This is a genomic window from Streptomyces sp. RPA4-2 (genome assembly GCF_012273515.2).
Classification (GTDB): domain Bacteria; phylum Actinomycetota; class Actinomycetes; order Streptomycetales; family Streptomycetaceae; genus Streptomyces; species Streptomyces kaempferi.
In genome coordinates this window covers 9734344-9746480 of record NZ_CP050975.2, presented here as the reverse complement: position 1 = coordinate 9746480, position 12137 = coordinate 9734344, and the positions used below count along the sequence as shown (strand labels likewise).

At 70.0% G+C, this 12137-nt stretch carries 13 protein-coding genes; 9 read left to right on the top strand and 4 right to left on the bottom strand.

Annotated features, from left to right (window positions below; translation table 11 throughout):
* Positions 1-136: 136 nt before the first annotated feature.
* From HEP85_RS43070 to HEP85_RS43055, 4 genes are all read left to right on the top strand, one after another.
* The gene (locus HEP85_RS43070) at positions 137-1963 is read left to right on the top strand and encodes an FUSC family protein (RefSeq protein ID WP_168532957.1); all 1827 of its coding nucleotides are present in this window, start codon (positions 137-139) and stop codon (positions 1961-1963) included.
* Positions 1964-2147: 184 nt separating this feature from the next.
* Positions 2148-2702, top strand: a complete 555-nt coding sequence (locus tag HEP85_RS43065) for an NADPH-dependent FMN reductase (protein WP_168532955.1) — start codon at positions 2148-2150, stop codon at positions 2700-2702.
* A gap of 184 nt (positions 2703-2886) precedes the next feature.
* Positions 2887-3969, top strand: coding sequence for a CE1758 family FMN-dependent luciferase-like monooxygenase (locus HEP85_RS43060; RefSeq protein ID WP_168532953.1), 1083 nt, complete (start codon positions 2887-2889; stop codon positions 3967-3969).
* Complete coding sequence (locus HEP85_RS43055; RefSeq protein WP_168532951.1) at positions 3966-4583, top strand: FMN reductase; 618 nt, start codon at positions 3966-3968, stop codon at positions 4581-4583. Before HEP85_RS43060 ends, HEP85_RS43055 begins: the two co-directional genes overlap by 4 nt.
* A 70-nt stretch (positions 4584-4653) precedes the next feature.
* On the opposite strand, the gene HEP85_RS43050 is transcribed toward HEP85_RS43055, so the two are convergent.
* A complete protein-coding gene (locus tag HEP85_RS43050; RefSeq protein WP_168532949.1) occupies positions 4654-5112 on the bottom strand; it encodes a MarR family winged helix-turn-helix transcriptional regulator in 459 nt (152 codons plus the stop codon).
* Positions 5113-5572: 460 nt separating this feature from the next.
* On the opposite strand from HEP85_RS43050, the gene HEP85_RS43045 reads away from it, so the two are divergent.
* The gene (locus tag HEP85_RS43045; RefSeq protein ID WP_248002579.1) at positions 5573-6403 is read left to right on the top strand and encodes an SMP-30/gluconolactonase/LRE family protein; all 831 of its coding nucleotides are present in this window, start codon (positions 5573-5575) and stop codon (positions 6401-6403) included.
* A gap of 106 nt (positions 6404-6509) precedes the next feature.
* On the opposite strand, the gene HEP85_RS43040 is transcribed toward HEP85_RS43045, so the two are convergent.
* Positions 6510-7688 carry an amidase domain-containing protein gene (locus HEP85_RS43040; RefSeq protein WP_168532947.1) on the bottom strand — a complete coding sequence of 393 codons (1179 nt, stop codon included), beginning with the start codon at positions 7686-7688 and terminating at the stop codon, positions 6510-6512.
* 274 nt (positions 7689-7962) lie between these two features.
* Between HEP85_RS43040 and HEP85_RS43035 the strand changes: the two genes are divergently transcribed.
* From HEP85_RS43035 to HEP85_RS43020, 4 genes are all read left to right on the top strand, one after another.
* Positions 7963-8598, top strand: a complete 636-nt coding sequence (locus HEP85_RS43035; RefSeq protein WP_329294469.1) for a ParA family protein — start codon at positions 7963-7965, stop codon at positions 8596-8598.
* Positions 8595-8819, top strand: a complete 225-nt coding sequence (locus HEP85_RS43030) for a hypothetical protein (protein WP_168532946.1) — start codon at positions 8595-8597, stop codon at positions 8817-8819. Before HEP85_RS43035 ends, HEP85_RS43030 begins: the two co-directional genes overlap by 4 nt.
* 149 nt (positions 8820-8968) lie before the next feature.
* Positions 8969-9520 (top strand): cysteine hydrolase family protein, encoded by a 552-nt coding sequence (locus HEP85_RS43025; protein ID WP_168532944.1) that lies wholly within the window; start codon positions 8969-8971, stop codon positions 9518-9520.
* Positions 9517-10476 carry a GlxA family transcriptional regulator gene (locus HEP85_RS43020; RefSeq protein ID WP_168532942.1) on the top strand — a complete coding sequence of 320 codons (960 nt, stop codon included), beginning with the start codon at positions 9517-9519 and terminating at the stop codon, positions 10474-10476. The genes HEP85_RS43025 and HEP85_RS43020 overlap by 4 nt, the downstream gene beginning before the upstream one ends.
* A gap of 70 nt (positions 10477-10546) precedes the next feature.
* Here the strand turns inward: HEP85_RS43020 and HEP85_RS43015 are convergent, their stop codons facing one another.
* Together HEP85_RS43015 and HEP85_RS43010 are read right to left on the bottom strand one after the other, a co-directional pair.
* Positions 10547-11581: a DUF6745 domain-containing protein gene (locus tag HEP85_RS43015; protein WP_168532940.1), complete on the bottom strand. Its 1035-nt coding sequence runs from the start codon at positions 11579-11581 to the stop codon at positions 10547-10549.
* A 172-nt stretch (positions 11582-11753) separates the two neighbouring features.
* A complete protein-coding gene (locus HEP85_RS43010; protein ID WP_168532938.1) occupies positions 11754-12080 on the bottom strand; it encodes a hypothetical protein in 327 nt (108 codons plus the stop codon).
* Positions 12081-12137 lie beyond the last annotated feature (57 nt).

Here is a 12137-nt window from a genome sequence, read left to right as displayed (position 1 = left end):
CACGTGCGGAACGATCGATCCCTCTTCCCATCCTGATGCGTCCCGGTCGAAAGAGCGCGAGGACCGTCTCCCTGCTGACGGCCCCGTTCCGACCGGGATGTCCGCACGACGACGCCTGAACGGGTATACACGCCACATGCCGTTTTCGCGCCGATTCGTCCCCCGCGTGCCTTGGCGCGGCTGGCGGCATGCGGCCGTGGGCGCGGGGCGCGCGCTCTCGCCACGCGGTGCGCTGACCCTGCACGACGTGGACGGAGCGTTCTTCTTCGCCGTGCGGGCCGCCTTGGCCATGGGCCTGGTCGGCGTGCCGATCGTGCAGGCGGGGCGGCCCGACCTCGCGGTCTACGCCATGCTGGGTTCCTTCACCACCACGTTCGGCCGCAATCTGCCCTACGACCGCCGCGCCCGCGTACTCGCCGTGGTCGCCGTGGCCATGACGGCGTGCGTGGGCTGCGGTTCGGCCCTCGCGGCGTGGGCCGGTTCAGGAGGGGCGGGGGGAGTCGGCACCGCGGCGGCCGTCGCGGCGACGGCCGTCGTCGCGGGACTGGCCAAGTTCATCTGTGACGCCACACGGCTGAGTGGTCTGGGCGCGGTGCTGTTGCTCTTCGCGTTCGCGGTGGCGGCCAACGGCACGCCCACGGGCGCCGAGGTGCTCCCGCACACCGCTCTCGCGGCGGCGGGAGCGGCATTCGCCTGGCTGCTGGCCGTGTCCGGCCGACTGGTGCATCCGGACCGGCCGCAGCGCCTGGCGGTGGCCACAGCCCTGCGCAAGCTCGCGGAGCTCCTGGACGCGTCCGCCGTCGGAGACGTGCCGGGTCGGACCCGGCACGCGGCGACGGTGGCCGCCCTCCACGCGTACTACTGTCTCGGGCTGCCGCCTCCGACACCCACGCGAAGAGCGGCGGCCGGCCGCGACGCGGTCTTCGTGCGGCTCACCGACCTTTCCTGGACCCTGCTGATCGGCTCGGTACGGCGCCCTCCCGGAGACCCGGTTGCCACGGCTCGGCACCTGCGTCGACAGGCTCGCCTTCTCACCGACCGGCGCCGCCGCGTCCCTCCGGCGCTTACCGAACCGCTCCACCAGTACGAGGCACCGACCCCGTCGGCGAATGTACGCAACGACGGCACCCCCTCTTCGACCTCGTCGACCTCTTCGACGGGAACGTCCGCGACGTCGGGCGATCCCGCTGTGCTGCGCGCGACGACACTGCTGATCGGGCGCCCCGGCGGCCCCGACCGCTTGGCGGCCCTGGCCGTTCCCGCCCTGCGCATGGCGCTGGGAACCGGCGTGGCGGGCGGCCTCGCCGCCGTCCTGAACCTCGAGCACGGCTACTGGGCGGCGATCTCCGCGGCCGCCGTTCTGCACTCGGTCAACCTGCGCACCACGGCCCAGCGTGCCGTCCAGCGGACCCTGGGCACGGCCTTGGGGCTGCTGCTCGCCCTGGGGGTGCTGGCCGCCCACCCGAAGCCGGTGGAGCTCGCGCTGGTGATCGTGGTCCTGGAGTTCCTGCTGGAGTACGTCGCGGCCCGCAACTACGCCCTCGCCGTCGTCTTCCTCACCCCGATCGCACTGCTGCTGAGCGATCTGGCCGCCCCCTCCCCGGCCGGAGAGCTGGTTCTCGACCGGGTGCTGGGCAGCGCCGTGGGGATCGCCGTGGGACTGGGCTGCGCGCTGCTGATCGTCCACGACCGGGCCGCGGTACGGGTGGAACGCGCGCTGGCCGCGTGCAAGGGAGCCGCCGAGCGGGCCGAGCGGGCCCTTAGCGACCCACTGAGCGACCTCAACGGCACGGCACTTCCCGTAGTCCAGGTGAGTCTGGCCATGTCCGTCGTGGAACTCCGCGAAGCCGACGACACCGCGGCCGGAGAACTGTGGCCGGCCGAGATCGACCCCACCGAACTCGCCGCCGCGGAACAACGGGCCTACCTCCTGCTCCACCGGCTGCACGGCCTTCGTTCCTGAAGGGTGCCGGAGCAGTCACGCCGAAGGGCCGGCGGCGCGGGCCGCCACGTGGACGGGGGGTGCCGCGGCTCACACCGCTCCGCCCCCGCGAGGCCTGAATTTACTTGTTGCATCAATTATTTTATGCTTGACTCGTCAAACAAATCCGGCGCGATCGCGCGTTCACGAATTAAGGACCGACGGCATGACGAGAATCGGGATCATCATCGGCAGCACCCGCCCGGGCCGCAATGGCGAGGCTGTGGCGAAGTGGGTTCACGAGATCGCGTCGCAGCGCAGCGACGTCGAATTCGAACTGGTCGATCTGCTCGACTACAAGCTGCCGCACCTGGACGAGGCGATGCCGCCGTCGCTGGGCCAGTACAGCCAGCCGCACACCCGTGAGTGGGCCGCCAAGATCGCCTCGTTCGACGGTTTCGTCATGGTGACGCCGGAGTACAACCACTCCACGTCCGGTGTGCTCAAGAACGCCATCGACTACCTGTACGCCGAGTGGAACAACAAGGCGATCGGTTTCGTCAGCTACGGCTCGGTGGGCGGCACTCGCGCGGTCGAGCACCTGCGCCTCGTCGCCGGTGAACTGCAGATGGCCGACGTCCGCTCACAGGTGGCGCTGTCCCTGTTCACGGACTTCGAGAACTTCAGTGTCTTCCGGCCCAGCGACCTTCACCTCGACGGGCTCAACACGATGCTGGACCAGGTCATGAGCTGGTCGAACGCTCTCGCGTCCCTGCGCTAGCCACTCGGCCAGCGGCGGGTACCCGCGGTGGACGGCCGCGACGGCGGCCGTCCACCGCTTTCGGCAGGGGTGTCACAGCCGGCAGCGGTACAGCATCACCGGACAGTTCGTTCCCGCCGCGATCCGTTGCCTCTGACGAATTTCGTGATGCGCGTCAGCCTTTTCAAGGGGAAGCAGGACCGACATGCAGTTCGGGATCTTCGGAGTGGGAGACGTCAGCGTCGACCCCACGACCGGCCGACAGGACAGCGAGTACGACCGGATCAAGGCGGTTCTGGAGTACGCCGAACTGGCCGAGCAGGTGGGGCTGGACGTCTTCGCGATAGGCGAGCACCACAACCCGCCCTTCATGCCGTCGTCTCCGACGACTCTGCTCGGACACGTCGCGGCCCGGACGAACAGGATCGTGCTGTCCACCTCGACGACCCTGATCACCACCAACGACCCGGTGAAGATCGCCGAGGACTACGCGATGCTGCAGCACGTCGCGGACGGCCGGGTCGACCTGATGATGGGCCGCGGGAACACCGGACCGGTCTACCCCTGGTTCGGCAAGGACATCCGCGACGGCATCGCCCTGGCCGTCGAGAACTACGCGCTGCTGCGCCGGTTGTGGCGCGAGGACGCCGTCGACTGGGAGGGCCGGTTCCGTACACCGCTGCAGTCCTTCACCTCGACTCCGCGGCCCCTGGAGGGCATACCGCCCTTCGTGTGGCACGGCTCCATCCGCAGCCCGGAGATCGCCGAACAGGCCGCGTACTACGGTGACGGCTTCTTCCAGAACAACGTGCTGTGGCCGAAGGAGCATGTGCAGCGCATGGTCGGGCTCTACCGCAGACGGTACGAACACTACGGACACGGGCCGGCGGACCAGGCGATCGTCGGGCTGGGAGCGCAACTGTTCATGCGGACGAACTCGCAGGACGCGCTCCGCGAGTTCCGCCCGTACTTCGACAACTCGCCCGCGTGGGGAAACGGCCCCTCGCTGGAGGAGACCGCCGCCCGGACCGCCCTGTTGGTGGGCAGTCCGCAGCAGGTCATCGAGCGCACCCTGGAGTTCCGTGAGCACGCCGACGGTGACTACCAACGCCAGCTGTTCGCTGTCGACGCCCTGGGGCTGCCCCGCAGCACGGTGCTCCAGCAGATCGAGATGCTGGGCGAGGTCGTACAGGTGCTGCGGAAGGAGTTCGAGGTGGGGCGTCCCGCGCGGGTACCGGAGGCACCGACTCACGCCTCGCTGAAGGCGGCCCGGGAGGCCCGGCCGTGAAGCGGCGTCTCATCGCGGTCGCCTCGGCAGGACTGCGGCAGCCGTCCTCCACCCTCCTGCTGGCCGAACGCCTCGCCGCCGCGACCCGTCGCGCGCTCGAGCGGCTCGGTGCCGAAGTCGACGTAGAGAGCGTCGAGTTGCGCGACTACGGGCATCACCTCGTGAACAACATGATCACCGGATACCCCTCCGAGGAGCTGCGTCCGGTGCTGGACACCGTCGCGCGGGCGGACGGGCTCATCGTGGTGACCCCGACCTTCAGCGCCTCGTACACCGGCCTGTTCAAGATGTTCGTCGACGTTCTGGACGAAGGCGTACTGGAGGACAAGCCCGTCCTGATGGCGGCCACCGGCGGCACGGCACGGCATTCGCTGGTGCTCGACCACGCGATGCGGCCGCTCTTCTCCTATCTGCGCGCGGCCGTGGTGACCACCGGGGTCTTCGCCGCGCCGGAGGACTGGGGCAGCGGCCACGCATCGGCGGCGTCGCTCGCGGACCGGACGGAACGGGCCGCCGGCGAGCTGGCACGTGAGGTGGATCGCCGGGACACCCCGGTCGTCGAGGATCCGTACATGTCACCGACACCGTTCGAGAACCTGCTCGCCGGAGGCTGACCGTGGGGGCGGGCGAGGCCCGCCGGATACGGGCCCGCGCCCGCGGCACAACGTGTCGGGCCGTGGATCCTCAGAGGTCCGACGTGATGCGGTCGAGCACCCGGGTGGCCGCGGCCACGTCACACCCCTCCAGGCGGGAGAAGACGTGCCGCCGCACACTGGCGAGGTTCGTGGGCCACGTCTGCTTCAACCGCGTCCATCCCGAGCTGGTGAGGACGGCGAGCCATGCCCGGCCGTCCTCGGGGGACTTCACCCGCAGGACGAGCGACTGGGCTTCCAGGCGATTCACGATTCTGGTCATGCCGCTCAGGGAGAGCCCGCACTCGTTGGCCAGCTCACTCATCCGCAGCTGGCTGTCCGGTGCTTCGGAGAGGTGCACCATCACCATGTACTCGGATGTGGTCATCTGCTGTTCCGAGAGCATGTCCGCGTCGACGACACGAGGCAGGAAGGCCATCACCCGCCCCAGAGCCCGGATGAACGCCTCCTCGTCGGGGTTGAGGGGCTCGGGCGTCGTCGCGTCAGTCATGGACACAGTGTAATTGCCCCGAATCGGACGCCGACCGGGGCGGATCACGAAGCCCCGGCCCCCGGCCCGCACCAGGTGCACGCCGGGTATTGCGGCGTCCGGGTTCACCGGCATTGGAGTGGCCGCCGCGCGGGCCGGTGGCGTGGCTCCCGCACCTCTCGGCACCGCTCTTCCTAGGGTCGGCGGTTGACGGGCGGAGCAGGCGGCGGACGGCTGTGCCGCCCTTGGGGGTCCGCCCGTCGCACCAGCGGCGCCGCTCCACGACGTGGGTCGGCACCGACCGTCTCCGCGGGTCGGTACGGCAACGGGCCGACCGTCCAGAACAGGTGGGTGAGTCGTGGAACGCACCACGGCAGGATCACGAACGCGCGCGCACTCGGCCCCCGCCGACCGCGCGAGACGGAGGTGGACCCGGCAACTGGCCGCCGTGACAGGCCTTCTGATGCTCTGTGCGGTGCCGATGGGACCGGCGGACGCGGCGTCGGCCGGTGACGTGCGCCCGCAGTCCCGTCCGCCGCTGTACGTGTCCGACTACGGCAACAACCGGGTGGTGAGACTGCCCTCGGACAGTAGCGGTCAGCGGACCGTCCCGCTCGACGTCCTGGTGCGTCCGACCGGTCTGGCCTGGGACGGCGCAGGCGACCTCTATGTCTCCGACACGGGCAACAACCGGGTGGTGAAGCTGCCGCCGAGGGGCGGTGACCAGTCCACCGTGCCCACCACCGACCTGTCGCGCCCGCTGGGGCTCGCCGCGGACGCGGTCGGCAACCTCTACATCGCGGACAGCTTCAACGACCGGGTGGTGAAGGTACCCGCTGACGGCAGCGGTCAGACGACCGTCCCCACCACGGGACTGCTGCATCCCTGGGGACTGGCGCTGGCCCCCGACGGAGACCTGTACATCTCCGACTTCGTCAACGACCGGATCGTCAGGGTGTCCGCGCACGGGAGCGGCCAGACCACCGTGCCCACCGTCGGCCTCTCCCAACCCACCGGGCTGGCGCTGAACGCCGCGGGGGACCTGTTCATCTCCGACAGCGGCAACAACCGCGTGGTGAGGGTGTCCGCGGGCAGTGGCAGGCAGCGCACGGTTCCCGTCACCGGTCTGAGCGACCCGCTGGGGCTCGCGCTCGACTGCCACGGCGGCCTCTACGTGGCCGACGGTTTCAACAACCGGGTGGTAAGGGTCCGGGAGACGGGCGGCGGACAGGTCACGCTGCCGTCCACGGGGCTCAACACACCGACCGGCCTCGCGTTCCCGCCGACGGGCGGTCGCCCCGGCCGGTACTGACCACGGAACCACCGGCAGAGCGACGAGCCGGACCATCGTGGTCGGGTTGCCGACAGAGCAAGGAGCCGGACCCTGAGGGCCGGCTCCCGCTCAGAAATCAGACCGCTCAGGTGCGGTACGCGTAGTACGCCGCGTTCGGGTACGACGCGATGATGCTCGCCACCGACCTGTTGTAGGTGTTGGTGGAGTGGTACGACACGTACGGCACGCCCTGCGAGCTGCGGGACGTGACGATCATGCTGTGGTCCTTCTCGCCGTCCTTGTTGAAGTCCATCTGCAGCACGTCACCGACGTCCAGCTGGTAGACGTTGGCGAGGCTGGTGACCCGCTTGGACGACAGGGCGAACCACGAGAACTCGTTGACCCCGACGAACGAGTCCGACTGGATGTCGGCGTTGCCGAACCACTTGTGGAAGTCGTTCGTGTAGCCGGGGACGTGCTTCCAGCCGCCGGCCTTCAGGGACTGGCTGACGAAGTTGGTGCAGTCACCACCGGCACCCTGACCGTTGAAGTCCGGGTAGTCCGGGTTGTACTTGTTCCAGTACTTCGCCGCGTACGCCGCCATGGCCTTGTAGTCGTAACCGGTGGCGGAGAAGTTCTTCGCCTTCGCCGGTGCCGGCAACGTGATGGCCGAGCGGGTCGCCTCCGGCGGAGCGTCGTCGGCGGCGGTGGCCGGCTTGGCGACCTGCGGGCTGGCGACCTGGTTGACCGCGACGCCGTCATCGGTGTCACGGACGTTGGTCAGCTGCCAGTCGCCCTTGTGGTCGGCCTTGAACGTCAGCTCGTGGTGCGCCTGGAAGCCCGTGGTCTTCGGCTCGCCACCCTGGACCTTCTTGTACGTCAGGGTCGTGGTCTCGGTGACGGCGACCGTGGCGTGGCGACCCTTCACCCGCGTACGGTCCAGCGAGACGCTCGTGTTGGCCGAGCTGTACTTCTCGCCGAGCGACGCCAGACGGGACTTGCGGCCCCGCAGCTGCGACAGCGCGGCGTTCTCGTCCCGCGACTGCGTGGAGGACAGCCGCACGTCGCCGGAGAACCGGGACGCCTTGGGCGTCTGCTTGCTCTTCCCGTTGTCGACCAGGGCGTCCGTACGGTCGGTGAAGACCGCGTCCGCCAGCCGCTGGAAGGTGGCCTTGGTCGACGCGTCGACCGTGGGGTCGTCGGCGACACTCGCCGCGCCCGCACTCCAGTTGGGCAGCAGAGCCGCGCCGGCGACGACCGAGGCGGCCGCCGCCGTGACTATGGTCGCCCGTCTCCGCTTACGGCTCAGTTTCCTTGTTTTCAATGATGTTCCCCTCTACGCCGGTACTCTCTACCGGAATCCGCATCCTTGCACGCCATATGTGCGTCGTGTGAGGGGGGTTACCGAAGGGACACCGGGCCGTGACGGTCACCCCACGGCGGACTCGGCGCCCTCACGGAGATCGAGCGAAGAGACCTTCGCCGCCCACGGTCGGCGTTAGGCCCTAAGAATGATTCATGCCACCACAGGGTGAAAGAAGCCGATATCCGCCGCGCCGACGGCAGCCTGCCGATCGGGGCCACTAGCGTTGCGCCCTGTGACGCTGAGCTATGCCTTTGTGAATCTCAAACCCGGAGTGGGAAAGACGACCAGCGCGGTCTGGCTGGCCCACGCGCTGCACGAGCTGGGCGTCTCCCCACTGTTGGTGGACAGCGACCCCGCCTCCTCCGCTCTGCGCTGGAGCGAACTGGCGGGGGGCTTCCCGTTTCCCGTGATCGCCTTTCCGGTGGGGGACGTCCACCGGCGCGTGAACGACTTCCTCGGCAACCGGCAGGCCGTGGTGTTCGACGCCCCCCAGCTGGAGGATCACGCGCACATCGCGCGCAGCATCATGAGGTACGCGAGCGACTGGATCGTGCCACTGACCCCGGCGCCCATCGAGCTGGACCGCATGGCACCCATCGGCGGCGAGATGAGGGACGTGCAGTCGCTGCGCGCCCAGCCGGCTCGCGCCGCTGTCCTGCTGAACCGCACCAACCGTCCCGACGCGACGCGCACCGGGCCCGACGCCGACGCCCGCGAGGCTCTCACCGAACGGGGCTTCGACGTCCTGGCCACCCATATTCCACGACTCGACCTGTACTCCCAGTCCTTCGGCAGCGCGGTCGACGTCAAGGGCTCGGCCTACATGGACCTCGCAGACGAACTCATCAAACGGCAGGACAAAGCGTGAACCAGCGCAAGGACACCTACCGGGCGGCGCTCCAGCGTGAACCCGGCGCCACCTCTCCCCGCCCGCTCAAGGTCACTCAGCTGGACGCCCGGTACATCCGGTTGACCATCGAGGTCGATCCCGCCGTGCCGCGCGAGCTGAACCGATGGATGGGGCCGCCCGTGTCCGCGCTCATGCGTGTCGGCGCCGCCGTACTGCGTCCCCTGAGAAACAACCCGTAAGGCGCGTACTGCGTCCTGCCTGCCGCGTGCCGCAAGATTCGGAGCACGCGGCACGCGGCACGCGGTCCGGCATGCGTGACCGGATCGTTCCGGTACCGGCCCGGATCGGGTCTGCGGTTCGGGCGTCGTTCCAGGTCACTATCGATGGCATGAGCAGAGCGCTGATCGTCATCGATGTCCAGGAGTCCTTCCGGGCCCGCCCGCTGTGGAAGCAGATCGCCCATCCGAGGATCGCCGAACCGGTGAACCGGCTGGTCGGCCTCGCCCGGGCCAACGGCGACCTCGTCGTCTGGGTCCTGCACTCCGAGCCGGGCAGCGGCGACGTGTTCGATCCCGCGCAGGGGCATGTCCGTCTGTTGGAGGAGCTGGATCGCCCGGAGCCGGGCGAGCCGGTCCTGTACAAGACCTCCCACAACGCTTTCACCACCACCAACCTGCAGCAGCTGCTGACCGAGGCGGGGGTGCGCGAACTGGTGGTCTGCGGAATCCGTACCGAGCAGTGCGTGGAGACCACGACCCGGGTCGGCAGCGATCTCGGGTACCGGATGGTCTTCGTCACCGACGCCACCACCACCAACCCCATAGGCGGTCTCAGCGCCGAGGCGATCATCGAGCGCACCGAGGCGGTCCTGCGCGACCGGTTCGCCCGGATCACCACGGTGGCCGAACTGGAGTCGGAGCTGGCACCCTCGAAGGCGTGAGCCTCGTCGTCTTCGTCCTGCTGCCCGGCGTCCACCTCCTCGACCTGGCCGGACCGGCACAGGTCTTCAGCACCGCGGCGGACTTCGGGCAGCCCTACCGCATCGAGTACGTCGCCGAGCGTGAGCAGGTGCTCAGCGCCCAGGGTCTGCCCCTGATCGCGCGGACCCGGTGGCCGAAGCCGAGCGCCGACGACCTGACAGTGGTGCCGGGCTGGCGGACGCGGACCTTGGGCGGCGGGCCGGCACTGAGCCACGCCGGGTCGGAATGGCTGCGCGACCACCATGCCGCCGGGGGCACCGTCGCCAGCGTGTGCGCCGGGGCGGAGGCGCTCGGCCGGGCCGGACTGCTGGACGGGCGCAGGTGCACCACGCACCACGACCACCAGGACGAACTGGCCGCCCGTCATCCCCGAGCCCTCGTGGTACGGGACGTGCTGTTCACGACCGACGACCGGGTGGTGACCTCGGCGGGCATCGCGAGCGGCATCGACCTCGCGCTGCACCTGCTGGCCGTCCGCCATGGCCCGGCGCTCGCCGCCCAGGTGGCCAGGGACATGGTCGTGTACGCCCGCCGCAACGGCCACGAGCCCCAGGCCAGTGCCATGCTGCGGCACCGGTCCCACCTGGACGACGCCGTCCACCGCGTCCAGGACGTCATCGACGCGCGATTCACCGAACCGCTGCCGCTCGCGCGCCTGGCCGCGGGCGCGGGCGTCAGCGAGCGCACCCTGACCCGGCTCTTCCACCGTGCCACCGGCGGTCTGACCCCGCTGCGCTACCAGCAGACGCTTCGGGTCGAACGCGCCGAGCACCTGATCGATCATGGCGCCACAGCGGAGTCGGCGGCCCGGCAGGTGGGCTTCGAGGACGCCCGGATGCTGCGCCGCCTCCGCACCCGGACGCCGCAGGCGACCGCCGGCGAGCCGTCCCGGCGTCGCGTGCGCCCCGACGACTGACCGGCGAGGGCCGTCCCACCGGTCGCGGACGGCTTGCGGCACACTCAGGAAGGCCGGCGAGCGAGTCGGCTCATGTCTGCCGGAGCGGCTGGTAGACCTCGGCCGCGATGCCGAACGTCCAGGCGACCCCCTCACGGGCCGTGCGCGTCGACGGCGGGACGCGCAGCCAGTACGTACGGCTCGTACCGTCCGGCTCGGGAGTGGAGTTGACGACCTCCACCATCACCACGTCCTCGTCCCCGGGAAGTTCGAGCCGCCACAGGATTCCGGTCTCGTCCCGGTGCACGGGAACCGCGCCCGACTCCGCGAGATACCGGTCGTAGCCGTAGAACTCCAGCATCACTCGGCGGAGTTCGGCGTTCTCCTCGTCACGGATGCGCCGCGGGTCGAGCGAGGCCAGCTCGTCGAGGAACTCGCCCGGAACGGGCATGCCACGCCAGGCGTACAGCTCGAAACCGTCCTCGTATCCGAGCGCCGGTCCGTCGCCTCGGTCGAGACGGCCCGCCTCGTCGCGGTGGAGCGCCGTGGGCCGCTCGCAGATGACCGCCACCCGCTCGTAGGGCCACCACCAGCCGGCCGCGCCGGCCACCATGGCGGGACCGCCCAGCGCGCCCGAGGGTTCCGTGTCGAACGCGGACAGCCAGGCCGCGTCGTGCTGCCCGAGCGCGGCGTCGAGCAGCAGGAGCCGGATCCGGGTCTCCTCCTGCCTGCCGGTGGCCAGCTGCTCGACGACTCCCGCACGGATCCGGTCGACCAGGACGCGGGTCGACTCCCACAGACCGGCGCCCGTGGCATGCCAGTGCCCACTCCATCCCTGCGGCCCCAACCGCCGGTGGAGTCGCTCGCGTTCGGCTGCCCAGGGTTCGCTCAGTACGGAGTGGCGCACGCTCGCGCCGGTCTCGTCGCCCGTCAGCCCCACTCCGTCCGGACCCGGCTCGCCCATGAGCACCTGAACCGCCTCGCGGGGAGAGCGCACCCACACCACGCGCTCGGGCCCCGTCAGACCGGCGCGCCGGTAGGCGCGCCGGACGCCCTCCTCCGCCGCGGTTCGATCAGCGGCCCCCGTGGCCGACGCGACCGCACGCCACCTACCCATGTCCGTCATGTTCCTTCTCTTCCCACTTCCTTCGGTACGGGCGTGGAAGCATCACGCTCCGGCCGCCCGGCCCGTCCTTGTCGCCACGCTCGTCGTGTCGCACCACCGGGAGGTGGCACCGCGACGAGCACCCGCGGATGTACATCACTGCCCTGCGCGCGTGCTCGCACCCCCCATGGCGTCAGTCGGCGACGATGCGCACGGAACCCGGCACGTACTCCCGCTGCCGGACGACCCGGTACCAGCCCTTGGGCAGGGATATCGCCGCGTGTTCCTCGTGGACGACACGCGCTCCGTCCGGGACGTGCAGCAGCATGGGACCGAACACACCGGCCTCTCTGATCAGCCTCCCGGGGCCCACCACCGCATGTGCGTGGCCGGTGACCTCACCCAGCGCGAGGACGAACCGGCCCCGGCCGTCACGCGGTTCGGACGGCGCGTCGACCACTGCGGCGGGTACCGCGTCCGGTGCCAACGGCACCATGAGGACATCTCCTTGCCGGTACATGCGTCTCCCCTTCGCCCCACGCTTCGGGCACCAGATGTGCCATGCGAGAACCGTAGA